The sequence below is a fragment of the Algoriphagus limi genome (genome assembly GCF_024919275.1).
GTDB classification, from domain to species: Bacteria; Bacteroidota; Bacteroidia; order Cytophagales; family Cyclobacteriaceae; genus Algoriphagus; species Algoriphagus limi.
This window is the reverse complement of the sequence record NZ_JANWGH010000001.1, coordinates 269518-294753: the sequence shown is the minus strand read 5'-3', so window position 1 is coordinate 294753 and position 25236 is coordinate 269518. Positions and strand designations below refer to the sequence as shown.

Here is a 25236-nt window from a genome sequence, read left to right as displayed (position 1 = left end):
CTTAATTCCCTGTTACTAAGTTAATGATTAACAAAGTAGATGCCAGCAATCCTGCAAAAAGTGCAAGCGAGGCAGTTAAGTTATCTGCAGTACCGATTTGTCGGATTTTCATCGGTTCCATGTACAAAATATCATTGGGTTGAATGAAATAAAAAGGACTAGCCAACAAGGCTCGGTCATTCAAGTTAATCTGATGAATTTTTACTCCCCCATCATATTGACGAATTATAAAAAGCTTGTTTTTCTTACCAAGCAAGGTTGTTTCTCCAGAATTAGCTAAGGCATCAAAAATGGTGGCTCTGTTTTTATAAATAATCTGAACTCCCACGCTATTGAATTCACCTAAGGTGGTATAGCGTATCCCAGCAATTCGAAGTTTGACATAAACTTCCTCCTTAAAAAACTTATTGATTTCAGTTTCTACCTTCTCTTTTGCCTGCTCTTCAGTAAGACCGGCGATTTTGATCTTTCCCAATTTAGGAACTTCCACCATTCCATCTTTATCTATGGAATAACCCATAAAGTAAAGGGGATCTGAACCTTGGCCAGTGCCACCTCCTGCACCTCCACGGATTCCTCCCATATTGCGACTATTTTGATAGGAAAAAGCCTCCGTCAATTCTTCATCAGAAGACGCAAAGTCAATCTCTACCATGTCATAAGGCTGGAGAATATATTCATAATCTATTTCTGCGAAAGGAATAAACTCATTCAATTCATAGGAAGTGCTATCAGATAAATTTTGAAGGTAGGTAATTCGTTTATTGCTTATGCAGCTAGCTCCCAAAAGCAATAAAAAAAGAAAATACAGTGAGATTTTTCTCATACACATAAAATGCAAAAGCCTCTCAAATATAGATAATTTGTTGGGGTGAAGAAGTAGAAAAAGGGAAAATACGAAGCATGATTTATGAAGTACGATTTACGATGTACGAAATACGAGGTGGATTGATGAAATAATGAAGAATTATGAATGTTGAATGAGAAATGAGGAATGAGGAATGGGGAATGGGGAATGAGAAATGGGGAATGAGGAATGGGGAATGGGGAATGAGGAATGCAGAATGATGAATATCGAAGTTATTGAATAGGTCTCACGAGGAAAAAGACTACTTCCGAGCCAAATTTCAATAGCCCCGCCTACGGCAGACAGGCCATGGTTTTAACCGTGGGTACCGGAGATCCGCCTCCGCAGCCAACGCTGGCGCACAATCTAAAAAATGAAAAAGAATAATCGGTGCCAGCAAAATGGAAATGAGGTTTTAGGAAAGTTTAGGAATTGACAATTTCTAAAATAGAATAATGAATATTTTAGATTTTGAGTAGGCTCCAGAGGAGCCCAACATTGGTAGCCCGGGGTTTCAACCCCGGGTAAAAAAGTCCCCCTCCATTAAAGCGCTGGCGCAGAATCTAAAGAATGGAAATGAGTAATTTGTGCCAGCAAGATGGAAATGGAAATTCAGGATTAATAAAGATTTTAAATATCGAATGTAGAATGATGAATATCGAAGTTTTTTCTATTCCCGAGCAGGATATGTTCCTTTTGGATTACAATCTCAGATAACACCAAAAAGAAACTCCTAGCCGATTTAAACAAAGTATTCTATTTTTAGAGGATGTTATTTCGAAAAGGAACCGAAGCCGATATCCCCCAAATCATCCAACTTCTCAAAGAATCCTTGGGGGAGAGCCTTATGCCGAAATCAGAGGCATTTTGGAAGTGGAAACATGAACAAAATCCCTTCGGAAAATCTCCGATTTTGGTAGCAGAAGATGAGGGAAAGCTGACCGGTATTCGAACATTCTTAAGATGGGAGTTTCAAGATAAAAATCAAACAATCCTTTCAGGACGAGCTGTGGACACTGCCATCCATCCTGCTTATCAAGGAAAAGGCTTTTTCACTCAACTCACCCTCAAACTTCTTGAAGAATTACAAAATGAAGGGGTTCAATTCATTTTCAATACCCCAAACGAAAAAAGTCTTCCCGGATACCTGAAAATGGGTTGGGAAACCTGGGGGAAGCTTCCCCTTAAAATCAAGCTAAAAGTTCCCCAAAAATCTAAAGAATCTCTCCCCGCTTCCGATTGGTTTCAAATAGACTCATTGATCAAGAAAATCGAAAATGAGTATCCGATTCTACCAGGGATTCAAACGAAAATTGTTCCGGGATACCTTCATTGGCGTTATTCAACTTGTCCTATTACAAACTACCATTATTTAAGCGATGAGGAGACTTTTTTATTGGTTTACCGACTTAAGGATGGTAAAAAAGGCAAGGAGCTTCGGGTAACAAATTTATTCACATTCCCAAATTTCAAAAAGCAGGAACTCCAAAAGCAATTCAAGGAATTAAGCAAAAAAAGTGGAGCGGTATGGATTAGTTTCTCAGGCTTAACCTATGATTCCAAAATTCTCAATTTAGGATCTGTTCCAATATTAACCCAAGGTCCACTAGTCACCCTCCGGAAACTTCAGGATGGATTGGATCCTAGATTTCTGGATTGGAAATGGAGTTTAGGGGATTTGGAGTTGTTTTAAATTAATTGGGAAATAAGGTTGAATATGCCTACGGCGAAATATGCTTTCAGTGAGATATGCTTCACTTCGTTCAGCGCCTGCCTGCCGTGGCAGAAGAAACACTCAGCTGCGCTTCGTAAGATACGCCTTCGGCTAGATATACGCACCTCAGTCGTGCTTTCCCACCACAGCAGAAGATATTCCTTACATGATGTGTCGCCTTATTAGAAAGACTCGCTTTATAATTAGCTATTCAGTAGCAAAGGGGATTAAGGCCCCAGCGGGGTCTAAACTTGATAACCTCGCCTATGGCAGCCAGGCACTCACGACGGCTATATAAATCAATAGCCCGCGGTTTTAACCGTGGGTATATTGGATATATTTTTTTCAAGCGCTAGCCCATAATCCTTGTTAGGAAACTAGAAGTTAGTGCCAGCAAGAGGGACACGATATCAAAACCTTCAAGGTCTTTTTAGCACCGTTTATTTTATTCTCAAGGCACCTTTCCTTAGGTTTGCATACTAACAGTAGGCACATTGACCCAAAAGATCAAAATACTCCACCTGATTAAATCCCTCGGCCGAGGTGGAGCTGAGAAACTGATTCCTGAAACTGCTTTGGTTCATGACCAAAGCCGCTTCGAGTTTCACTGCCTCTACTTTTATCGTCAAAAAGAAAATATCATAGACGAACTGGAAAGAGCAGGGATTCAAGTTCATCTTATCCCTTCTGGAAATCTGGGTCTATTTTTTCAAGTTTCTAAGGTCAAAAAATTCATTTTAGAAAACGGATTTCAAATCATTCACGCCCATCTTCCCTGGGCAGGTATCCTGGCCCGAGCGGTGGGAAGACAAGTTGATATTCCTATCGTCTACACCGAACACAATACCTGGGATCGCTACAATAAGGTTTCCTATTGGGGTAATCGACTAACTTTCAAAAAGCAGGATGTCGCTATTGCAGTATCCAATGAGGTAGCCTTATCCATGCAATTGAACTCTATTTGGGATCCTTATAAAAGAGGGGAAAAGCCCAAAATTCAGGTTGTTCAAAATGGAGTGAATACGGAAGTATTTAAGAGTATCAAGAAGCAAGTAGTAAGTAGCAAGACGATAGAGGATAGAGAAAAGGGATTGGGGATTGAGGAGTTAGGAATTGAGGTGAATAAAGAAAAAGAAGTAGCTATCCCTAAACCAATTTCGGTAAGAGACTTAAAATCAAAATTAAAAATCCCAAAAGAGGCGAAAGTGATTGGGAAGGTAGCCGTCTTTCGGTCGCAAAAGCGGCTTTGGTTATGGGTGGAGCTGGCTTTGCGGATTTTGGAAAAAAGGCAGGATGTACATTTTCTCTTGGTAGGTGATGGAGAATGGAGGGGAAGATTGGAAAAGCAAATCTATTCTTCAGGAAAGGCTAAAAATTTCCATCTAGTCGGGGTACAAAAAGAGGTAGTCCCCTACCTTAACATTATGGATATTTACCTCAGTAGCTCGGAATTCGAAGGGCTTCCCATAGCGATGCTGGAGGCAATGGCCTGTGAGATTCCGGTAGTTGCAACCCGAGCTGGTGGAATTGGAGAGGTTATCCAACATGGAGTACAAGGCTACTTATCCGGAATCGATGATTGGGAAGAGCTAGAGGAATACTGTTTGAAAATTCTGAATGATAATAAATTACAATCCAGCCTCGGAAAAGCAGCGAGATCACAAGTAGAGCGGAATTTCAGTATGAAGCGTATGGTAGGTGATTTGGAAAAGATTTATCTTCAAGTCTTGGATAAAGGCTAAAAAGCAACCTTCAATTCGGATAGAAAACCAATTCTATTTTTCATTCCTAAACCCGCTCCAAAATCTCTTCCCCTACTTCGCTCATGGATTTGGATTGGAATCCGAATTCCTCATTCAGTTCGTGAAATTTTTGAAGGATTTGCTCGAGTTCTTTCATACTGCTTTCTGGATTATGACCGAAGTTATGAGGGTGCCACCAAAGATGATAATACTCCCCATTTCTGGATGCCCATTCCATCTCCCCCAATACGCGCTTGAGTCGAGCCTGATTAATTAAAGGAAGGCCAGGATTATAAGGCCTAAGAATTCTAGAAGCAGGAATGATCACAGGTTCATTCGGAAAATGCAGAATATCTTCTCTTCGAAAAGTTGTTCGCTCACCCGTAGGAATAAAGCAATCAGCAGAGCGAAACCATTTTTTACTCCAACTCTCATGTTGGGTCTCCTGCCAAAACCAGTTCTTCGGATTCCCTCTAACAAATTCATAGCCCTCCTCCAAACAAATGGGAAGGTATAATTCATTGATATGATTTCTTGGAAAAACAAGAGAACGAAGCTGTACCCCAAACTTATCCGATGCAATCTTTTGAGTGGCTCGAAGATCACTGCGAAACTGATCCGGACTTTGCCCTCTTACTAGGGTGTAAAAATGGGCATAGGAATGCGAACCTAATTCCTGAAAAGGGGTACCCAAAATCATCTTAATCAAATCCGGCGCAAAATGAACCTCAGGCCGAATGCCATGATTTTTTGCCCATTGATAGGCTGATAATTTTTTATCTCGATAAGATGGCAAATGTTCGGGAGAATACTGCTCCCATTCCTCCTCATTCTCGGCAAAGAGCATCCCCACCGTAGCCCAGGTGACCGCAATTTCATTTTTACCAAAAAGATCTAGCATTTTGGGAACAACCTTTCTGGTATTAGAAAAATATTTCGGGCTGTAGTTTGCCCCTACTTTGTCAAAAATCCCCCAAAGCAATTCAAAGTCCAGTGAAATGGTAAATATTCCGGGCATGGTGAGGTATTACTTTAATTCTTGAAGATAAGAAAAAGAAGAAATAATAGAGGGATTAGAGATTAGGGATTGGGGATGAGGGATGAGGGATGAGAGATTGAGGGATGAGAGATTGAAGGATTGAGGGAGGACCGAGCGTTAAGAAAAGCTTGATGAGCATTTTAGCGAGGGGCCAGGGTGCAGGGTGGGATTAAGGGATTGGAGACTAGAGATTGAGGGATTGAGAGATAAGGGATTAGAGATTGAGGTATAAGGGATTCTCTTTTCCCTATTCTCTTTTCTCTATTCCCAATTTTCTATTCCCTTCTTCCTTTCCTCAAAGAATTTACATGCTCTCGCTTCAGATAAAAAATATAGCCATTCAAAACTCTAATTGCCTCTAAAACATCTTTTTTAAGTTCAGTAAATAGCTCTTCATCGATATAATTATTGTCCCTTGCCTCAATCAAATGATCGAGTATTTCAGATAAAGATCCTCGTGAATTATAATAAAACTTATTGGAGTCTAAATAATGAAATCTACCCCAACCTTCTGCTATATTGGCTGTTGAGGAACGAGAAGCCCGGAGAATCTGAGAATATAACTCATACTTTTCAGTTCGTGGTAATTTTGGGAGAACTTCTCTTTTCAACCTACGCTTCAAATTGTAGGCCTTTTGCCAACAGATCAAGTCTTCAAAGCTATCTGACTTTTGCATGATTTTAAAAATTAAATAAAGAGGTTAAGTGATGAGGGATTGAGAGATAAGGGATGAGGGATTGAGGGTTGAGGGATTGGGGAACAAGAGATTGAGGGATTAAGGGATAAGGGATTGGACTTTATTACCTTATCTCTTTTCTCTAATCCCTTTTCCCTACTCCCTATTCCCTATTCTCTTTTCCCTTCTCTCTTTTCTCCATTATTCCCCACTCCCTACAATCCCCACGGCAACTTCCTCTCTTTCCCTTCTCTCCCGCTCGACGATGCGATTATAGATTTCTGCGCGCTTCTTGATTCGGTTTGTTTTTTCCCAATCCATAAAGGCCACGATCACAAAAAGCATGTAATACATAATCTGGGACTTCTGACGGATGATGATTCCCAAATTCGACATCACAAAGGTCATGGAGATAGAAATGGACACAAAAACTACCGCCGACATCTTCACCATGGCAGGTGCAATGCGGATGTAATCAATAAAGCTCTTCTTAAAAATCTTAGAGAACATATAGATATAGAGGGCATTTTCCATGGATACAACCAATCCCAATGCATTCGGAGAATCCACAAAAAGAGGTCGAAACCAAAAAGTAAAAAGCTTCATAGGTAAGCTATAAGAAGTCATATCCACTGCTGAACCAGCAGACTGCAAACGCTGTGCATTCAACTCTGTCTCTTCCTCAAAACTTTGCATTACATTATTAGGATCAAAGCCCAGGTAAATAAGCAACTTATCATACACTAAAATACTGATTACAATACCTGCAGCAGCAGCTAGGTATTTCTGATACATAGGAACCTTTTCCCTACCGAGAATGAAACCTACCCCCATCCCTATTAGAACAGCAAACAAAATATGGGGACGAATCATGTAGCAAATAAAGCCTCCCAAAATCATTAAAAAGATTCGTTTCCCAGGCCAGGAAAGACCATAAGTCAAAAATGCTAAGCCTGCAAAGATATAAGCTCCCTTTCCTAAGGATGCCGTCCAAAAGTGCATATTAGGCAAAAACATAAAAATGGTGATGGCATCCCAACCTTCGAACTTAGGATTGAAACGCAAGTTTTCCTTCATAAAGCAATAAAAGTAGACAAAGCCCCAAAATCCCACCCAGGTGGAGAAGAACATCATCATATCATAATTGAAGCCGAACCACTTGGCAAATGGATAATTAACCCATTCAATAAAAAGTGTACCTGGTTCAAAAGCATCAAACCAATTTCTATAATGTTTATAACTAAGAAAATACATCAGGGAATCGGAACGATTGAATTGAGCATAGGTCCAATAAACCAACCCAAAAAACATATGATACCAATACATTTGGTTCAATAGTCCAGCTTTCAACCATTTATGCTCCTTTTGAAGGTTATTCAAAATAGGTTGAGAGACGAAAAAAAGAAAGATGACTAGAAGAACTGCTCCAAGCAAAGGGAATTCAGGTTAGTTTATTTCAAATATAAAAGACTTAGAGGTTAAATGTTAAACGTTAAAGGTTAAGAGTTAAAAGGTTCTAGGTTTTGGGTTGAGAGTTGGGGAATTGTTTAATTGGGGAACTGTGGAATTGAGGAACTGTCGAACTTATGAATTGACGAATTGACGAATTGATTAATTACCCCCCTAGCCCCCCTTGAGGGGGGAATGGTCAATTTTGTTTAAGGAGGGATTTGTAGAAATGTTCGAATTGGAGGGTGACTTGAGGGAGGGAATAATGGGTGGTGACAAGATGGTGGGCTTCATCGAGGATTTTTTGTTTGGAATCTTCATCTAGGGTCATGACTTCATGGATGGCTTGAATAAAAGCTTGGGAATCATTAGGGGGAATACACCAGCCGGTTTCCCCATTTTTTAAAATTTCAGGAATTCCTCCTACCCCGTAGGCGATGACAGGAATTCTATGATACATGGCCTCTAAAATCACAGCTGGAAAGCCCTCTATTAAGCTGGGAATGAGTAGAATTGAATTAGTGGATAGATGAGAGAACGGATTGGAAAGTACTCCCAGAAGCTCAACTGATTTGGTTAACCCTCTTTTTTTGATTTCCTCTTTTATCTGGGGGAAAAGTGGTCCATCTCCTATCAGTTTTAACCTTGTATCAGGATATTTCTCTTTTATTTCACCAAAAATATTTAGCAGTCCGGTATGATTTTTTTCAAAAGTAAATCCCCCTATATGAACTAATTCCATTGTCCCATTTTTTTGACTTTTTGTTGAAGTGCCAGGAAATTGAATACCAATAGGAACAATTCTCAAACTCGGTTTTTTCAATGAAAAAGCTGCATTCATATCATTTTGAGAGGCTTCACAGACGGAAGTAATCCCTTGCACCTGATTCAACAAAAATTCATTGAACTTCCGTACTCCTACATTTTGGATATAGGTACTCATCAAAGAGGCATTTCGAAAAATGACGGGTGTCTTCCAGCCAAAAAGCTTTTTAGAAAAAACGGTAAACTTCAAAGTATCAGCTGCATTGGCTTGAATCAAGTCTGGTGACTCTTTTTTCACTAATTCCCCAAAATTTTTCCATGCTGACCAATCCCAAAATCTTTTATTGAGGGGTCTGTTTAAGTGAATTTGTTTACCCGAAAATGGAAGGTTTGCAGAACCTTGAAAAATAGATATTAAGACCACCTCATGCCCCAGCTTTTGTAATTCTTCGGAAAGTAAGGCAGTAAAAAGTTCTACTCCCCGAGCTTGGGGTTTCTGAATTACCTGAAATATTTTCATCTTCTAAAATAGGAATCTGAGAAGATCCAATGGCTGGAAAAGTTAAACGTATGTGTACCCAAAGCTGCTTCCTCAGGTTCCAAAATTCGGACGGTTTTCTCCAAATATGATTTCAAAGTCAATTCTTGAATCTCCTGAATTTTAATCCGATGACCATATCTTTTTCCGGAGTCCTGTGCAGGCCTGTATAGCTTTCCTTCCCATTCAAAAATCCTTCCTGCCGGACGGGAGGAGCGGACATCAGAAACAATAGGGTTTGCTGCATGGGCTTCCCATTGAGGTTTTAGTAAGGATTTTGAAAAGTATGCATTGAGTTCAACAAAAGGTGAAGCTCCGGTATGAGGTCTTTGATTTACAAACAGCCAATATCCCTCGTCAGTCTTTATTATTGTGGGGTCAAAAGCTTCTCCCTGAAAAAATAACCCTAGATTTTTCCAGGTATAGGGAAAATCCACGGCTTCATAAATAAATAGATTATCCGCCTCCCCAGATTCTGGAATCAGATAAAAAGAACCGTTTTCTTCCCAAATAAAAGGATAGGATAAATGCCAATTTTCTTCCAATGCAACTGTCCTATCTATCAAAGATTTTCCATCCCATTTTCCAACACATATTCTACCCTTATTCTTTTTAGCATCAAATTCTTCATAGAAGACCCATGTTTCTTCCCCTTTTTCAACAGGAAAAGGATCAGCCCAAAAATCTCCTTTTTTATGATCATTTTTTGGAGGTAAAACCGATTGAAAATCAAAGTTTGGTTCAAGAGGATTTTGGAAAGGCTTTCTGGCAGCAACTTTTATTTCCCAATGAGGCTTTCTTGAATTTTCTTGATTCTTTCTAAGAGAATTTCGTTTCCATAAATCAAACCATAGCCCCAGCATTTCAGAGGTTGTTGGAGGAGTAAGAATGGGGCCCTTTTCTTTTAGATAAATTTCTTTTTTCCCAAGGTTCTTCTTCCAAGATTCTAGCCCCTCAAGGTTAATTTGCTTTAAAACTCTTGCAATAAAATAACTGGATTTCCAGAAGACCTTATTGGCATTTCGCTGCACAGAAAGCGGATCCGTTTGGGACCAGGATTGATAGAGAATAACTCCATCATCCAATTTTTCATTAAGCTTTTGAAGTACAACCCCTGTTGTCTCTTCCTGCTTCATTACTTCCCAAAAACAGGGTGGACCTCCCCGGAAACAGCTAGGATCCCCATGATGATAAGACCAAACTCCTAAGGGGGCAATGTTTAAAATTTCACCACGAAGGATTCGGAAACCAAAACGAATAATCAGATCAGGCTGATAGGATTTGATTTTTGCTAAAGTTTCGGAATTGAAATAATCTGAATACTTTTTTTGAATTGGCTTGCCCCTTAATTCAGGAACTTTCCAATGGGGGATTGATTTCAAGTTTTTCTTAGCAAAGGCATCCGGTTGCTTTAGGAACAATTTTCGGTCAGCCCATCGATAAAAGCGATAAATAAAGGGAGATTTTTTACCGCTAGGTTTGGGACTTTCATTCACCACTGCCAAAACAATTTGAGTACGCTCCACTTTCATGGTTTGATAAATCGCTTCCCATACCCAGGCGGAAACCTCTAAAGAATCCAATAAAAGAACTATTCGAAGCATTTAGATTCTACTATTTTTTGGCAAGATTAATAAGAGTCTCCTCATACTGTTTGGCTATCTTCTCGATATCAAAGCGTTTGATAGCTTGATTTCTTGCCTCTTGTCCCAAATGATACATGAATTCCGGGTTTTCAATAGCAAATAGCATTTGCTTTTCTAAGGCTTTATTATCGCAAACCGGAAAAATCAAAGCTGATTTATTGGATTCCACCGCTTCCAAATTCATCGGTATTTCCGAGGCTATAATAGGAATCCCGGCCATCATGGCTTCCACTAAAGCACCGGAGAAACCTTCGTACCAACTGGGAAACAGGAAGCAGTGAGCAGTTAGTTGGCAATCTTTATTTGAAGCACAGGGGAAAGACCCTTCGACTCCGCTCAGGGTGACATTTGTTTTCGGGTTGTAACCATTTATCAAGGCATCTATTGGGTTTGGGATTTTCCCAGGGAGAAAGACTGAGTTTTGTAGGTCAAGTTTTTGGATCAAACTTTCCAGTTCTAGGCGGTACGGTCCATCACCAAATATGGTCAGGGTACAATCCGGATATTTTTTGATAACTGCAGCAAAGGCTCGTATAGCATCTTGAAAACCTTTACGCTCAAGAAGACGACCGTAAGAAATGAAATTTCTAATTGTAACCGTCAAGCCCGTCACTGCGAGGCTTTTACCTTGAATGTCTGACTTATCCCCTAATTCTTGAAAAGCCGAAGCAGTCTTATTGTTGTCCTTTTGTTCCTTAAGTACATTATCCCTATTCTCTATTCCCTTCTCTCCATTCCCTTTTCCCCTTTCTCCAATACCATTCCATACCAATTCAGGAATCATTCTACCACGGTAAACTACCGTTATCTTTTCCCTATCAATCCCCAAAGTCTTAACATGTGAATCAACCAAAGCTTGAGCATTTGAAATCCAATGAAAGGGAATCCCCGAAGTCAGGCGATCTAACCAATAAACCACCTGATGTTTCCAGCCTTTCTTATCTTTCCAAGCTAATGGTGCATAACTGTCATTTACCAAGGTTCCGACCAAAGGAGTATTTGTAAACCAACAAGCCAATCGACTCATAATATCTGCCCGCCACAAAGATGAAACAACCAAATCCGGTTTCTCTTTTCGAATAAGCTGAATTAGTCTCCAAGTTCCCTTTAGTAAATGATATCGCTCTGGGATATTTAAAAAAAAGAGCCGGATTCCGGCTCTATCATATACTTCTTTTAACTCATGATGAGGATAAAAATAGACAAGAGCCACCTCCAAATCAGAACTGAACCGAGAAATTAATTCAAAATTACTCCGCTCAGTACCGGCATTTATTAAGGCGTCTTGTGTGAAGAGGATCTTCAATTTTTTGATATTTTCAAAGTTATGGGATCAAGAGTTTTTCCAGTGTAACCTTTAATCCCGTGCCAGATTCCCAAAATTCTAAATCGAAATCTATCCCATTTATTTTTCCCAAAAAGTGCGATGTGAATTAAATATTTTGATTGCCTATAGAAATAAAAAAAGAGGTTCTCTACAGAAAAATTTGATCTAAGTATCAAAAAATGATTTCTTGCATGATAGTATCCTCTCCAAATTATCCCTTGGGAATTTGGTTGAGAGCCCAAATGCTTCCTATCAACTTTTACCTCATCAGATTGAACTACCCCTACAAATAGCCCTCTTTTCTTTAACCGAAGACAAAAATCATAATCCTCACACATCATAAACAAGTCATCCCGGAAGTTCCCAACTGAATCGTAAGCCGACTTAGAAACCAGCGCATTATCAGCTAAAATAAAACCAACTTCGGTAATCCTATTGCCTGCATCTACTTCTTTAGGAATTCCACGCTTAAGGTCAAATCCTGTAATCCCTAAAGCTCCATTTAGATTTATTTTTTGGGCATTATCATACAAAAATGATAAAACCTGAGGAGTAGGAAAACTATCATCATCCATCAGCCAAAAATATTCTGGATTTAAGCTGTTCTTAGCATAACTGATCCCTATAGCTAATCCAGCTCCAAAGCCTAAATTTTCCTCCTTGTTGATTATATGAAATTCAGACTTGGTTATTAAAAATTCTGTTGTTCCGTCAGTGCTTCCATTGTTTACAATTACAATAAAATCCGGATTTTTAGTTTGCCTCTCTATATAGGACAGATTCGTCTTAAGAATTTCCAGTCTATTAAAGGTTACTAAAACTAAAGCGACTTTTCTCTCAGTCATTTCGAATGTAAATCGTTAGCTCTTTGGAAGTAAATTTCGAAAAACCCATAGACATTACCACTCCATCAATCATTGAAGAACACCCTTCTTTTATATGATCATGAACCTCTAGCATTATCATTCTTACATATGGAAGCCAAGTTTCAGCTTTATATTTAAATAATTCATACTCAGCTCCTTCAATATCAATTTTCAATAGATCAATCTGGTTTATGGAATATTTGGTGATTAAATCTGGAATAGTGATGGACTCTATCTTATTTCCACCTTTTGAATTTGTAGTGTTCAATCTGAAACCCCAGCTATCAGAAGAAGGATTGCTAATAGAAAGGGAGGTTTCTTCATACCATAGTCCATTTTTCAGAGCTTTGATATCTGGAATCCCTGAAATATTTCTTTCCAGAATCTTAAAATTTTTACCCTCTGGCTCAATCGCCAGTACATTAGATGTTGGAAACATTAGCTTAAACCATATGGGAGAATAGCCCACATTTGCACCAGCATCAATTATTATTTTGGGTTCAAACTGATCAGGAAAAAAGTTGTATACTTCATCTATAAAAATCTGTTTAAAAACTCGAATGTCAGAGTTCCCATCTCTAATCATTAACTTCTTACCAATTCTTTTAAAAATAGATCGAGCCTTAAACTTAGTTGAAAGGTTCTGAAATCTATAACCCAAGGAAATAGACAGTTTATCGAAAAGACTCATAAAATTAAATATCTATTGTCTTATTTTTTACTCCATTAGAGTAATGCCAAAATGCTAAGGCAATCATTTTCATATTAGAAAAACCATACCTGAAACCATATCGAAACCCATAAAACATTTTGAAAAACCACTTTTTGATTAAGTTTCTTTTCATTGTTTTTAGGGTTAGACTGTCAGAAATATATAGGAGATTTCTAAGGCTATAGTATTCCCTCGAAAGTTTTTTTTTCTTTTTATATGGAGGCCTTTCAAATTCTATTCTTCCCCACATTTCTCTCGCTTGTAAAAAAAGAGAAGTATCCACAATTAAAGAATATCCTTTTCTTGAAACCTTCAAACAAAAATCTAATTCCTCAAAACCGAAAAATAAATCCTTATTTGGGAAAATTCCTGCTTTAACCACCTCAACTGAAACTAACATACACATCCCTCCCGCAATGGTATCAACTTCTATCCAATCCTTCTTTTCCAAAAGACAGGTTTGAACACGTTTGATCACTCCCTTTTTCCGATCAAAGAACTGTCCGACTGCCCCTAAAACCCCACAAAAGGGATTGATATCCCGAATAGCCAATAAGCGCTCAAAGCAATCCGAATGAAAAGGCGGATCGTTATCATCCCCCCAATAAATCCAGTCCGACCCTTCCTTAGCACAGAGTTCAAGACCTTTGGCAGCAGCCCCTGCAGGTCCAGCATTATAGCCCATCCGATGGTAGCGAAGTCGGGAATCAAGCAAGGAAGCTATGGCATGGTCGGTCTCCAAGTTTTCAGAATTATCTATAATCCAGATAAAATCAGGAGGATAAGTTTGAGAAAAAACAGCCCTTATCGTATCCAAAAGTATTTGTGGTCGATGATAGGTGATAATGAATGCTCCCAGCTTAATCAAAGCTTACTTCAGTTTTGTAAATTTTCTTTGCTATGGGGGGAATAAAAGTCAAACTTAATCTAGCCCAGGTGCCGATTTCCCAAGGTTTGAATTTTAATGCCTTTATCAAATGATACTTGGCTGAAGGAAAATCCCTAAACCGAATATAAATCACTCCAGCTGACTGATGATATAAAAACTTAACATGATTAGTCAGAGTTTTAGAATGCTTTTCCAAAATATACTCCAACCCATCTAGGATATTTTTTGTGTTTTTAGATCCCCCTGACTCGCTTTTAAAATAATTTACGCTTACCCGGGGGATCATTTTATATTTAACATTTAGCAACTCAATTCGGTGAAAAAGCTCTGTGTTTTCCGAGAATTTAAGCTTTTCATCATACCCTCCTACTCTAGAAAAAACAGATTTTTTTAACAAAAAAGATCCTGCAAGCTTGCTCAAATTCGATGAATGTGAAGGAAACCAATCCTCCCTTACCTGTCCTTTGGTATAGCTTACACCAAAATGAAAATATTGATATGAAGGATTTTGTTGAATTTCTTCTCCCATGTTATAGAGAGTACCCGGAAGAAGCATATCATCAGAATCCAAAAAAACCAACCATTGTGCCTTTGAATTGAAAGCCCCTTTATTTCTTGCTGCACATACGCCTTTATTTTCCTGAAAAAGGTAAGTGACCCTTTTATCCATCAGGTATTCTTGTACAATTCCTTGTGAATCATCCGTGCTTCCATCGTTAACCAGTATCAATTCCCAGTCTGAAAAGTCTTGAGAAATCACTGAATCAACCGCTCTTTTCAGTGTGAATTCAGAATTGAAAAAAGGAATAATGATGGAGATTTTAGGATCCAAAAATTTTTTGGTTTCGTTTGTATCCATCAATAGCAGTACGATAATTTTTAAAAAAAGCCCAAAATTTGGCTCTTACTACTACAAAGTCCACTTTCCGTTGATAAGTGTTCCTAGGTAAAATGAATGTTTTTATCAATCCCTTAATCAAAATAATGAAACTAGAGAGAAGAGCCTTTTTAAAATCGCTAAAATTAGAATATTCATCGAACTGATAGGCTAGCAAAATCGGAAAACTACTACTAATACCCTTCTTTAAGCGAAGATAGTATTCAAAATTAATCCTTTCTTCCCCAATATGATGATAGAATTTTGAGGATTCTGAATACATTAAATCGTATCCCATTAGTTGTATAGCATGGCATAACTCAACATCACCTCCTGAAGTCAATTCTTCCCCTTTTCTACAGGAAAGTAAGGACTCAAATCCCTTCTTTTTTAAATCATCCAAAATAGATTTTCTATAAAAACAACCGGCACCGTATAAATGGGCAAATTTCGGTAAGGGCTCTAAATGATTTCTTTGTGGACCTAAAGCATAACTTTTAGAAAAAAAAATAAACCAGTCTGGCACCTTTTGTTCAGGTAATATTCCAAGACTTCCCAAAGCACCTACCTTTGGTTTGGAATTCAATATTTTTAGACCTTCCTCCAAAAAATCAGGGAAAAGTTCATTGTCATCATCGCAATCTAAAATGAAATCGTATTTCGCTAAACTCATCCCAAACCAAAATGCATACATTTTACCGGGCTTTAAGTATCGTTCTACTCGATAGTCAATTCCAGAGTTTTCGAGAAAAGATTCAGAATAGGGAAAAGTGTTATCAGATGAATTATTGTCTATTAGTATCAATTCCCAAGGAAAGGCAGTTTCTTGATTAATTATTGCCTTTAACGTTTTCTGGAGTTTTGTTTCTCCATTGTAGGTGCAGATGATTATACTACAACTCAAAATCTTGATATACGATTTATAATGGCTCCAAATACTTTTCCATATCGGATATGATTCATTTTTTTCAACTGAGGTGCGAAAACCATTCGGGAATGGTTTAAACTCTCCTTTTTTGAATACCCCAAATGAATAAAAAAATGTTCTACATAGAGAAAAGTCTCTTTTTGCAATTCTTCTATATCCTTTATTTCAAAAAAATATCCCCAGGAAAGATAGGAACTTAAGCCACTCCAATCTTTAGCTTTTATTTTCCAATTCCATTTTTCTTTTTCTTCCCTATACCATTCAATTGCCTCATGTACTTTTCCTTGATGAAGCATAACACCAAGCATACGGATCAGGTGTTTCTTTTGGATTTCTGCATAGTCTAAATCGTAGTCTTGATTAAAAGGCGCATCTTTAGGAAGGCGAGGATCTTTTATCCCTGCTCTTTGACTCACTTCAGTCAATGCCTGATACATCACTTGGGGATTTCGACTCATGCTATTGGGGACATAGCGATAGGCTACCAAAGTTTCAGAAATCGATTCCATCCTAGCTCCCATTTTACCTGCACGAATCCAAAAGTCCCAATCCTCACAGCTCTTCAAGGAACTGTCAAAACCTCCAAAGCACTCAGCAAAATCCCGGCGAATCAAAATGGAATGGCAAGGACCAATATTTTGAGTTAGTACCTTTGGATAGATTAGACCATCTTCACCTGGATTGTGGGAATGATATTTTCTACCATCGGGATAATTCCAATAAGAATAGCCGCATCTAAAGAGCTCACTTTTAGGATTTTCCTTTAAAAATTCTGAATACGTTTTCAGACAATCTGGATAAAGCCAATCATCTGCATCCAAGAATAGTAGGTATTCACCCCTTGCGACTGCCATTCCTGTATTTCGAGCTGCAGATAAACCTCGATTTTCTTGATAAAAATATTTTATCCGTGATTCTTGCTTGATCAGTTTCTTTGCAATCTCCTCTGTATCATCCTTACTTCCATCATTTACTAAAATGGCTTCCCAATTTTGAAAACCTTGACATAAAATTGATTCAAAACAGTCATTCAAATATTTTGAATGATTATAGCATGGAATAATAATCGAGAACTGAATATTAGGGTAATCCAAATGTTCCTCCTAAAACCTCTCTGTAGTTATCTAATCTATCAACCCCAAACTCCTCAAGTGCTATCATCTGATACTCATTCCCGCGATTTCTCAAGGCTATATAAGTCTCCGAATTTGGAGTCCATTGATCATGGATAACTCCACATTTTCGGGTAGTCCCTACCTTCAACCCAGCCAATTTAGCACGAATAAAAAAATTCTGATGCTCTCCTCCTTTTAGGAGAGGATTCCAGCCTTCAAAAGCTTTAACTTTCTCAGTTCTGGCTAAAAAGAAATTATGAGTCAAATCACAAATAGTAACCGGATTCATATAGGCAACTGGAAATAGTGCTATCCGACCTTTCTCAACACTCAGGCCAGCATGGTATTCATAAAACTGATAACTAGGTAGTGTCAAATCAAATCTATTCAAAAACTTATTGAACTGAAGCAAATACTTTCCTAATCGGGTTTTACGGTTATGTTGCCGAAACACTCCTCCCAAAATGTCTAAATTAAAGTCATTCAGTAGTTTGATCATTAGGGGAATTCGGGTTCGTTTGTCAAATACAAAGTCATCATCACAAAGTAAAAAATAAGGGGTTTGCACCAACTTTAGCATTTTATTTCTACCCTCTGCGGTGCCTGTATCATAAGGAAGTTCCAAATAGTGGATTTGAAGGTCAGGGAATTTTGCTTTTACAGATTTTCCATAAGGCTCCTTACTATCATCTGCAATTAAAATTGGGCCTTGAAAACCATATTTCTGAATCGAAGAAAGCAGCTGAATTAAATGAGCTTCTCGCTCTAGGGTCTTGATCAAAATGGAAATATCATGGACACCCAGAAGACTGTAATTAGAAACTCTTTCAAAAGGAGCTAAATCAATCAATTTCATTTTTTCATCATTAATTTGCTTAGCCATCGCTTTAAAGGATGTACTTTTAACTGCCTTTCTAAAAAGGCAATTCTTTTTTCAAAAATTTGATTCTTTGTTTCATACAATTCCGGATGAACCAAGGAAAGAGAAGAACTTGGAAACTTAGAAGCTAATTCATTGGAATCTTTAACCACCAAAAATATATTTTGCTTATACCAAAAATCCACGTTAGGATTGTTCCAAATTAAAGGACGAATAATATCCAGAAATACATAACTATGCTTTGAAAATTTTTCTGCCCAATAAACTGGCCATTGTTCATTTAAATGATTTTGCCCCCCTTGTCCAGGAATTGCTGCGGAAAAAAGAATTATCTCTGAGTGACGTTTTAAGCATTCTACCAAGGTGTCAGCTGCTGATTCAGGCAAGTGTTCGGCAACTTCTAAACAAATGCATAGATCAAACTTTTTACCCAAGTCTATAGGCTGAGTAAGGTCATGGGATACAAACTCCTCATCAATTAAGTACTTCCCTAAAAGCTTTCGGTCAACATAGTCACCGTCTACTCCTTTTACATCCCTAAACCCCAATTTCTTTGCAACTGAGAGCCAAGTACCTATTCCGCAGCCTATATCAAGGATGCTATTTGGAGAAAAAAAATCAAATACTATTGGAAGAATGAGGTCAGGAGCCTTTTCATTGTGGGTTTCTTTTGTATGAATGTACTTAATCATCAAAAAGTTTCGGCCTCCCAAGTAACCATAGGGTCAAAAGACCCAATTATCAAGGGGTTTGGTTTTTGAGTATAGGAATTGGGTGATAAGTATTCAAAGGCTAACACATCTTCATGATGTTCAAAATCATTAAGACCATCTCCAAACCAAACAGATATTTTATAAATTCCAGAATGCAGAGATAATTCTTTTAAATATGCTCTAATTAATCCTTTTTTACCACCTTTTGGATGGTAATCTTCTTTATGAAATCTAGGATTAGACCCAAAGACAGGAGCTCCAAGCTGGTTATAAATAACAAAACCTACTACAGGATATTGAACGTGCCTAGAAGATTCAAAGCAAACCTCCAAAATAAATTCCCCATTTTCAATTCCTTTAGGGTCAATGGCTACCCATTTAATAGATGCATTTGGTATATCAAAAAACTCCTTTCTCAAAGAAAACTGATATGAACCAAGGTATTTCGAAATCGTATGATTTGTTTCACCAGTTGCTATTACTTGACCATCCTTTAAAAGCATACACTTGGAACAGAGATTTCGAATAGCTTCCATTTGATGTGATACAAATAAGATCGTCCTTCCCTGACTCTTGCTGACATCCTCCATCTTTCCTAGACACTTTTTCTGGAATTCAAAATCTCCAACAGCTAAGACCTCATCAATAATCAAAATCTCAGGGTCTAAGTGAGCTGCCACAGAAAAACCTAAGCGAACTTTCATTCCAGAAGAATAAAACTTGACAGGAGTGTCAATAAACTTTTCCACGCCTGAGAAATCGATAATCTCATCCAGTTTCGAATCCATCTCTCGTCGAGTCATCCCGAGAATCGTCCCATTCATGTAGATGTTATCTCTCCCAGAAAGCTCAGGATGAAATCCAGTTCCAACTTCTAATAGCGAAGCTACCCTGCCATGGATTTCGATCTTACCTAAAGTGGGTTCGGTGATTTGAGAAAGGATTTTGAGTAAGGTGGATTTACCCGCTCCATTTTTTCCAATAATTCCTAATACTTCTCCCTCTTTGACTTCAAAGGAAACATCCTTTAAGGCCCAAAATACAGATTCATCCTCCTGTCCAAACCGGTTTAGGCCCCGAAGTCGCTTTAGATTTTGCCAAGGAGATTTAATGATATTTCCAATCTGTCCTGCCAGCGTTTCCGCTTGCTTTTCTTTGAGGCCAAGGCGGTAGCGTTTGGAAAGACTTGAAACAGAAATAAGAGTTCTCAAACTATTTTATTAAAACTGAGTATTTGGAATTACTAAATCTTAAAATTTTCTTTTCAATAAGGAAGTATGAAAAAAACGATATTATAAAGGAGACAAAAAATTTCAATAAATAATTTAAAAAAGGTTCAAAAATTTTTATTTCACGAAAACAAACAAAAACAACTACATGCCATAAATACAAACTATAGGAAAGTTTTCCAAAAAAAGTGAAAATTTTACTCCGGAATAATCTCTTTATACTTGATTCCTGACCTTTAGAAACAAAATTAATAATGACAAGACAAGTTAAAAATCCAAATATTCCTCTATAACCAGATTTAATTAATTTAGAAATAAAATCGAAATCGATTATTGAAAAAGTAAACAATAACATTAAGGAAATAAACATTACAAGATTATTCTCGATAAATTTGAGAGAATAATTCCTTCGTAATAACCCCAGAATAGAACCAAAAAAAATAGAATCCATGAAGATTGAATTAAAAAAAAGATATTTCTGCAGATAAAAACTAAATAAAAATATCAAGAAGGAAAGAAATAATAGGAACTGGAATATAGCCTTGCTTTTAACTATTTGAGTCAAAAAAACAATAATTAAAGGCCACCAAATATAAAATTGCTCTTCAACACCTAAAGACCACATATGAAACAACATAAATGGTTCAGTTGCCACTCCCCAATACCAAGATATATTATAAAGATAAAAGAAACTCACTACAAACTCTTCAATAAAGATATCCCAAGATTCCTTGAAAAATAACAGTACTAATACTAATGAAACTATTAGGAAAAAAAAAAGTGCTGGGAATAATCGAAAGAATCGTCGAGCGTAGAAAAATTTAAAGTTAAATTTACCATACCTATCTTTTTCTTCAAAAATCAAGGTAGTGATTAAAAACCCAGATAAAGCAAAAAATATATCTACACCTATTCCACCATTTGAACCAAAATAAATATTTGAATGTGCAATCATTACTAGAAATACAGCAAGAGCCCTTAAGCCATCTAATTCGGGGATATAACCGAGTTTTTCTAATCTTAAATCACCATTCATATTCTCGGAGGACAGAAGCTAATAATACAGAATTAAAATTAAGGTCTTTAATTGATGCTTTCTTAGAGATTTTTATTACATCTCTTATTTCAAAAGATTCCAAAAAACAAAGTTCGAAATGCTTAATGGAAACACCAGAATAATAGTCTAAAAACTTAAAATCACCTCCAATAAGTTTATTTGAAATTTTAATTCTAATTGTTGGAATACCATATGATTCTGCCAAGACCAAACCATGAAGAGAACTACTCAAAATCCTTTCGCACTTTTTGACCTCATTTGCAAATTCAAAAATGTCAATTCTTGGATCGATAACATTAATTTCGCTAGCGAATCTACTTTTAATTGAATGGATAATTGGCTCATTCATTTCTTTAAAATGAGGGATAATCCCTATTGAATACTCTAATTTTTGGTCAGGGTTGTAATACTCTCTGAACAAAAGGCCAGGATCGCCGAAAACTTCACATTCAATTCCGAATTGGTCTTTAATCTTTTTTCCCGTCAACTTTCCTCTAATTGCTAGAACTTTATTTGGTGAAGTACGCAGACCATGACCTTCTGAAAGGAATCCAGACCCCCAAACTGAGTAATTTGAGAGTTTGGAGTTAAGAATACTTCCGATACCCGTTACTACTTCTCGATTGCTGAGGTTAAAAACCTTGTTTGAACTAAATACCTTCTTTCCAAGAATTGATTGAAAGACGAAACTGTTTATAGAATCACCCCAATTCGTACTGTGATCCCAATAATAAACAAGAGGAACGTTCGAATAAATGCTTTGAAAAGTAGACCTGATATTAATGGTCTTGTTAACAAAACTATTCAGATTTACTTTCACTCGATTCAAGATCTATTCTGATTAAATTAAGATTAAAATTCTCTCCCCGGAATTCCAACCACCGTTTTTCCATCTTCCACATTATGAATAACCACCTCTATAGAAAGACTATCCCAAAGCTTGATTCCTGGTAAAATGGTTATATTTTCCCCAATGGAACAGAAGCTATCAAACTCAACTTTACCAAGCAAAACCGCACTAGGATTTACTTCTGTAAATTCTATAATTTTTACTTCATTATAGATTTGGGCTCCGGTATTGATAAGGCACCCTTTCCAATTTGGGTATTTGCTCCGGTAAAACATAAGTTGAATATATCCGCTTCCTCTGCTCTTGAAGAGAAATTGCTAAAGGCCACTCTTTTACCCTGCACGGAAATCAACCTCCCTCCTAATCCTGTGAATCACAAATAAAACTGATATCATGGCTAGGGATTACCTGTTCCAAGGATAAAGAAGGGATCCTTTTCGAAGTAGGACTTAACCTGTTCCTCAGTATGAATAATAGGGAAGCGATCTTGAAAGACTTCCCCAGGATTAATCTCATCGAAGAAGTACAGATTTTTGGTTTTTCCTTCTGAGATCAGGATATCTAAGAGTTCGAAAGCATGTCCACCAGCACCGGCTACAAGCATATTATTTTTTTAATAATAATTATTTTTGATAAACCTGAATTTAAATGCTCAAAACTCAATCCATGCATCCATAAACTTTTTTACTCCCTGAGCATTAAGATGAGAGGAATTATAGAAATTAGCCTTTTCATAACTAATTTTATTTAGAGAAAAATCTAAATAAGTGATATTAAGTTGTTTAGCAGCCTCTTCCCATTTCTTTTGAATCTCATTATGATTATTAACCATTCCAAAATAATCAAAATAATATGGAGATATTATCCATGTGACCTTTACTTTTTCTATCAAATCCCTATTCAAGCATATAAAATCAGAAAATAGGTTTTCCTCAAAATTCACCAAAACCCCTTTTGGATTTTGTCCCCTAAATTTATCAAAAGCCCCATCCCAAACTTTATTTTGCTTTCTAAACCCTTTTTTAAGAATTGGATTATAATCGTATTTTCCAAAAAAGGAATAAATACCAATTACCTTCATTTTGGGATTATACGAATATCTATACAAGGGAATTTGAAATTGGTAGTTTGGGGTTTCATGCATTGAAAGCATTTTTTTAACAAATGAATTTTCCATATAAGGGACCAACTGTTCAAATCCATAATAATCAGGCACCGCATTAAAGGAATGATAATCAAGGGACCAAATAAGCTCTTTTGGTTTTTTGTTTTTACTTAAATACAATTCCAACATTAATTTCTGAAGAGGATAGGTGGTTCCATCAAATCCTAAATTATAACAAGATTTTCCAGTGGCCTTCTCTATATATTCGCAATCAAAATGAACAAGTGCTCTCGAAGAACCAACTATCAAAATTTCAGCATCAATTCCACCTTGGATAACCTCATTCCATTTAGTGATTTCTCTATAATTTGAAGTTTTTAATCCCTCCTGAATCATATAATCTAACAAATAAGCTAATCCTAAACAGATCAAGGAAAAAATAAGCCCTTTCAGAAGAAATTTATTCACTAGAACTCAGCTAAAATTGGAAATAAATAAAATTCTGGGGATTAAAGAATGCTCCAAAAAACAAAATAGTCATTACAACCCCCACATACCCTATATAACGTAGGAAGGGGAATTCGAAAGCGAGAATTTGTTTTCCTTTGAAAATCCACTCTAAACTTAGCATCATGATTACTGCTGCAAAAGGAAGTTGATAAAGTGAGAACCTAAAGCCCTCATTTAATGGATTATTGAAAAATGCATTTATATACTCAAAAGCAGTCTCTATACTATCTGCCCTAAAAAAAACCCAAGCAACAGTAACCAAAGTGAAAGTTCCAATTATTTGAATAACCTCACCAAAAGAAGGAACCAAATGCCTTCCTTCATCCAGATAGGTTCGATTCTTACCTAAGACAAAGAATGGAATAAACAAGGCAGCATGAATTGCTCCCCAAGCTATAAAAGTCCAATTCGCTCCATGCCAGAATCCTGAGACTAAGAATACGATAAAGATATTTCGGATGGCTTTGGCTTTGGAAACCCTGCTGCCACCCAGAGGGATATAGACATAATCCCGAAACCAAGTTGACAAAGAAATATGCCATCTTCTCCAGAACTCGCCAATATCTCTTGAGAAATAGGGAGTTTTGAAATTAGTCATAAGATCGAATCCAAAGAGTTTAGCAGTTCCAATAGCGATATCTGAATAGCCAGAAAAGTCCCCATATATCTGAAAGGAAAAGAGTACAGCTCCCAAAATCAGTTCTAAACCAGAAGCTGTTTGATAATTCTCAAATATAGGATTGACCACTAAGGCACAATTATCCGCAATCACCATTTTTTTGAAAAGTCCCCATAGAATCAGCTTCATCCCATCCGATCCTTGTTGATATTCAAACTCTCTTTTTTTAAGAAACTGAGGTAATAAATGTGATGCTCTTTCGATTGGTCCTGCCACGAGTTGAGGGAAGAAAGCTACATAAGAAAAGAAGGCGATCGGGTCCTTGGTTGGCTCCATTTTCCCCCGATACACATCGATGGTATAGCTCATCGTTTGGAAGGTGTAGAAGCTAATTCCGACCGGGAGAATAAGATTCAGCGTGCTGGGATGAGCCTGGAAACCCAATAAGTTGATAAAGTCAGAAGCTGATTCGATAAAGAAGTTGAAGTACTTGAAAAAGCCGAGGAGGCCGAGGTTGAAGGTAAGGCTGATGGCTAAATAGGCCTTTCTCGTCAACAGTCCACTGTCAATAGTCGACAGCTGATTGGTCGTAAAACCGGTATTTGGTGATCCTTTCGGGGAGATTGCTTCGTCGTTCCTCCTCGCAATGACGGGCCCCATTTTCAACCCACACAAATAATCCACTGCCGAACTGGCAATAATCAACCACAAAAACCTCCAATCCCACCAGCCATAAAACACATAGCTAGCGAGGAGGATAAAGGCATTTTGGGCTTTAAGATTCTTCTGAAATACAAACCAATAGAGTAAAAATACTATTGGAAGGAAAATCAGAAATTCGAAAGAATTGAAAAGCAAAGGCTTTAATTAATTGGTAATTATGAATTAAGAATGGAGAATGAATAATTAGGAATTGGGTCTAACATTGAACATAGAACTTCGAACCCTACGCTACATCCGCAAATATTCTCTCCATCCGCCTAAAGTAAAACATCCCAAAAACGAACACGACCACCACCACAATAGTCCCCGGCCAGATCCATTCCCAAGGCATGGGATAAATACCCCCTAAATCCCCCTTGAGGGGGACTTTGGATTGTGGGTAAAATTGAATCTTGGTGATCATTTCTTGGTTAGCTGAA

Annotated in this window: 25 protein-coding genes; 3 read left to right on the top strand and 22 right to left on the bottom strand. The window is 37.4% G+C overall.

Annotation, left to right across the window (positions count from 1 at the left end; all coding sequences use genetic code 11):
- Position 1: 1 nt before the first annotated feature.
- Positions 2 to 826 carry a polysaccharide biosynthesis/export family protein gene (locus NY014_RS01275; protein ID WP_259412718.1) on the bottom strand — a complete coding sequence of 275 codons (825 nt, stop codon included), beginning with the start codon at positions 824 to 826 and terminating at the stop codon, positions 2 to 4.
- Positions 827 to 1423: 597 nt separating this feature from the next.
- Here NY014_RS01275 and NY014_RS01270 point away from each other — a divergent pair.
- The 3 genes from NY014_RS01270 (at position 1424) to NY014_RS01260 (ending at position 4303) form a co-directional block, all read left to right on the top strand.
- Complete coding sequence (locus tag NY014_RS01270) at positions 1424 to 1564, top strand: hypothetical protein (protein ID WP_259412716.1); 141 nt, start codon at positions 1424 to 1426, stop codon at positions 1562 to 1564.
- A 52-nt stretch (positions 1565 to 1616) separates the two neighbouring features.
- Entirely contained in the window at positions 1617 to 2540 is a 924-nt protein-coding gene (locus NY014_RS01265; RefSeq protein ID WP_259412714.1) for a GNAT family N-acetyltransferase, read from the top strand.
- A 515-nt stretch (positions 2541 to 3055) separates the two neighbouring features.
- The gene (locus NY014_RS01260) at positions 3056 to 4303 is read left to right on the top strand and encodes a glycosyltransferase (protein WP_259412713.1); all 1248 of its coding nucleotides are present in this window, start codon (positions 3056 to 3058) and stop codon (positions 4301 to 4303) included.
- Between the two features lie 46 nt (positions 4304 to 4349).
- Here the strand turns inward: NY014_RS01260 and NY014_RS01255 are convergent, their stop codons facing one another.
- From NY014_RS01255 to NY014_RS01155, 21 genes are all read right to left on the bottom strand, one after another.
- Entirely contained in the window at positions 4350 to 5321 is a 972-nt protein-coding gene (locus NY014_RS01255; protein WP_259412712.1) for a polysaccharide deacetylase family protein, read from the bottom strand.
- Between the two features lie 296 nt (positions 5322 to 5617).
- A complete protein-coding gene (locus tag NY014_RS01250) occupies positions 5618 to 6019 on the bottom strand; it encodes a four helix bundle protein (RefSeq protein ID WP_259412711.1) in 402 nt (133 codons plus the stop codon).
- 201 nt (positions 6020 to 6220) lie between these two features.
- Positions 6221 to 7399, bottom strand: coding sequence for a hypothetical protein (locus NY014_RS01245; RefSeq protein ID WP_259412709.1), 1179 nt, complete (start codon positions 7397 to 7399; stop codon positions 6221 to 6223).
- A 268-nt stretch (positions 7400 to 7667) separates the two neighbouring features.
- A complete protein-coding gene (locus NY014_RS01240) occupies positions 7668 to 8753 on the bottom strand; it encodes a glycosyltransferase (RefSeq protein WP_259412708.1) in 1086 nt (361 codons plus the stop codon).
- Positions 8750 to 10375 (bottom strand): glucosamine inositolphosphorylceramide transferase family protein, encoded by a 1626-nt coding sequence (locus tag NY014_RS01235; protein WP_259412707.1) that lies wholly within the window; start codon positions 10373 to 10375, stop codon positions 8750 to 8752. Before NY014_RS01235 ends, NY014_RS01240 begins: the two co-directional genes overlap by 4 nt.
- Before the next feature lie 10 nt (positions 10376 to 10385).
- A complete protein-coding gene (locus tag NY014_RS01230; protein WP_259412706.1) occupies positions 10386 to 11723 on the bottom strand; it encodes a glycosyltransferase family 4 protein in 1338 nt (445 codons plus the stop codon).
- Positions 11720 to 12589 carry a glycosyltransferase family 2 protein gene (locus NY014_RS01225; protein ID WP_259412705.1) on the bottom strand — a complete coding sequence of 290 codons (870 nt, stop codon included), beginning with the start codon at positions 12587 to 12589 and terminating at the stop codon, positions 11720 to 11722. The genes NY014_RS01230 and NY014_RS01225 overlap by 4 nt, the downstream gene beginning before the upstream one ends.
- The gene (locus tag NY014_RS01220) at positions 12582 to 13301 is read right to left on the bottom strand and encodes an FkbM family methyltransferase (RefSeq protein WP_259412704.1); all 720 of its coding nucleotides are present in this window, start codon (positions 13299 to 13301) and stop codon (positions 12582 to 12584) included. Before NY014_RS01220 ends, NY014_RS01225 begins: the two co-directional genes overlap by 8 nt.
- Positions 13302 to 13305: 4 nt before the next feature.
- A complete protein-coding gene (locus tag NY014_RS01215; protein WP_259412703.1) occupies positions 13306 to 14190 on the bottom strand; it encodes a glycosyltransferase in 885 nt (294 codons plus the stop codon).
- On the bottom strand, positions 14183 to 15043 hold the full coding sequence (locus NY014_RS01210) for a glycosyltransferase family 2 protein (RefSeq protein ID WP_259412702.1): 861 nt from the start codon (positions 15041 to 15043) through the stop codon (positions 14183 to 14185). The genes NY014_RS01215 and NY014_RS01210 overlap by 8 nt, the downstream gene beginning before the upstream one ends.
- Positions 15033 to 15992 carry a glycosyltransferase family 2 protein gene (locus tag NY014_RS01205; RefSeq protein ID WP_259412701.1) on the bottom strand — a complete coding sequence of 320 codons (960 nt, stop codon included), beginning with the start codon at positions 15990 to 15992 and terminating at the stop codon, positions 15033 to 15035. Before NY014_RS01205 ends, NY014_RS01210 begins: the two co-directional genes overlap by 11 nt.
- Entirely contained in the window at positions 15989 to 17110 is a 1122-nt protein-coding gene (locus NY014_RS01200; RefSeq protein ID WP_259412700.1) for a glycosyltransferase family 2 protein, read from the bottom strand. The genes NY014_RS01205 and NY014_RS01200 overlap by 4 nt, the downstream gene beginning before the upstream one ends.
- Positions 17097 to 18014 (bottom strand): glycosyltransferase family 2 protein, encoded by a 918-nt coding sequence (locus NY014_RS01195; RefSeq protein ID WP_259412699.1) that lies wholly within the window; start codon positions 18012 to 18014, stop codon positions 17097 to 17099. Before NY014_RS01195 ends, NY014_RS01200 begins: the two co-directional genes overlap by 14 nt.
- On the bottom strand, positions 17984 to 18703 hold the full coding sequence (locus NY014_RS01190) for a class I SAM-dependent methyltransferase (protein WP_259412698.1): 720 nt from the start codon (positions 18701 to 18703) through the stop codon (positions 17984 to 17986). Before NY014_RS01190 ends, NY014_RS01195 begins: the two co-directional genes overlap by 31 nt.
- Positions 18703 to 19935, bottom strand: coding sequence for an ABC transporter ATP-binding protein (locus NY014_RS01185; RefSeq protein ID WP_259412697.1), 1233 nt, complete (start codon positions 19933 to 19935; stop codon positions 18703 to 18705). Before NY014_RS01185 ends, NY014_RS01190 begins: the two co-directional genes overlap by 1 nt.
- A gap of 1 nt (position 19936) precedes the next feature.
- On the bottom strand, positions 19937 to 20989 hold the full coding sequence (locus NY014_RS01180) for an acyltransferase family protein (RefSeq protein ID WP_259412696.1): 1053 nt from the start codon (positions 20987 to 20989) through the stop codon (positions 19937 to 19939).
- The gene (locus tag NY014_RS01175; protein WP_259414116.1) at positions 20979 to 21830 is read right to left on the bottom strand and encodes a polysaccharide pyruvyl transferase family protein; all 852 of its coding nucleotides are present in this window, start codon (positions 21828 to 21830) and stop codon (positions 20979 to 20981) included. Before NY014_RS01175 ends, NY014_RS01180 begins: the two co-directional genes overlap by 11 nt.
- Positions 21831 to 21862: 32 nt before the next feature.
- Complete coding sequence (locus NY014_RS01170; RefSeq protein WP_259412695.1) at positions 21863 to 22135, bottom strand: LbetaH domain-containing protein; 273 nt, start codon at positions 22133 to 22135, stop codon at positions 21863 to 21865.
- A 122-nt stretch (positions 22136 to 22257) separates the two neighbouring features.
- Positions 22258 to 22464: a PglD-related sugar-binding protein gene (locus tag NY014_RS01165; RefSeq protein ID WP_259412694.1), complete on the bottom strand. Its 207-nt coding sequence runs from the start codon at positions 22462 to 22464 to the stop codon at positions 22258 to 22260.
- A 48-nt stretch (positions 22465 to 22512) separates the two neighbouring features.
- Positions 22513 to 23433: a hypothetical protein gene (locus tag NY014_RS01160; RefSeq protein ID WP_259412693.1), complete on the bottom strand. Its 921-nt coding sequence runs from the start codon at positions 23431 to 23433 to the stop codon at positions 22513 to 22515.
- Between the two features lie 10 nt (positions 23434 to 23443).
- Positions 23444 to 24952 carry an MBOAT family O-acyltransferase gene (locus NY014_RS01155; protein WP_259412692.1) on the bottom strand — a complete coding sequence of 503 codons (1509 nt, stop codon included), beginning with the start codon at positions 24950 to 24952 and terminating at the stop codon, positions 23444 to 23446.
- Positions 24953 to 25236: the final 284 nt, after the last annotated feature.

Coding starts and splice junctions, on each gene's coding strand:
- NY014_RS01180 (WP_259412696.1), bottom strand. CDS start 20,989: ATGAATGGTGATTTAAGATTAGAAAAACTCGGTTATATCCCCGAATTA.
- NY014_RS01195 (WP_259412699.1), bottom strand. CDS start 18,014: ATGGCTAAGCAAATTAATGATGAAAAAATGAAATTGATTGATTTAGCT.
- NY014_RS01225 (WP_259412705.1), bottom strand. CDS start 12,589: ATGACTGAGAGAAAAGTCGCTTTAGTTTTAGTAACCTTTAATAGACTG.
- NY014_RS01190 (WP_259412698.1), bottom strand. CDS start 18,703: ATGATTAAGTACATTCATACAAAAGAAACCCACAATGAAAAGGCTCCT.
- NY014_RS01220 (WP_259412704.1), bottom strand. CDS start 13,301: ATGAGTCTTTTCGATAAACTGTCTATTTCCTTGGGTTATAGATTTCAG.
- NY014_RS01170 (WP_259412695.1), bottom strand. CDS start 22,135: ATGTTTTACCGGAGCAAATACCCAAATTGGAAAGGGTGCCTTATCAAT.
- NY014_RS01265 (WP_259412714.1), top strand. CDS start 1,617: ATGTTATTTCGAAAAGGAACCGAAGCCGATATCCCCCAAATCATCCAA.
- NY014_RS01240 (WP_259412708.1), bottom strand. CDS start 8,753: ATGAAAATATTTCAGGTAATTCAGAAACCCCAAGCTCGGGGAGTAGAA.
- NY014_RS01235 (WP_259412707.1), bottom strand. CDS start 10,375: ATGCTTCGAATAGTTCTTTTATTGGATTCTTTAGAGGTTTCCGCCTGG.
- NY014_RS01270 (WP_259412716.1), top strand. CDS start 1,424: ATGAGTAATTTGTGCCAGCAAGATGGAAATGGAAATTCAGGATTAATA.
- NY014_RS01165 (WP_259412694.1), bottom strand. CDS start 22,464: ATGCTTGTAGCCGGTGCTGGTGGACATGCTTTCGAACTCTTAGATATC.
- NY014_RS01255 (WP_259412712.1), bottom strand. CDS start 5,321: ATGCCCGGAATATTTACCATTTCACTGGACTTTGAATTGCTTTGGGGG.
- NY014_RS01275 (WP_259412718.1), bottom strand. CDS start 826: ATGAGAAAAATCTCACTGTATTTTCTTTTTTTATTGCTTTTGGGAGCT.
- NY014_RS01250 (WP_259412711.1), bottom strand. CDS start 6,019: ATGCAAAAGTCAGATAGCTTTGAAGACTTGATCTGTTGGCAAAAGGCC.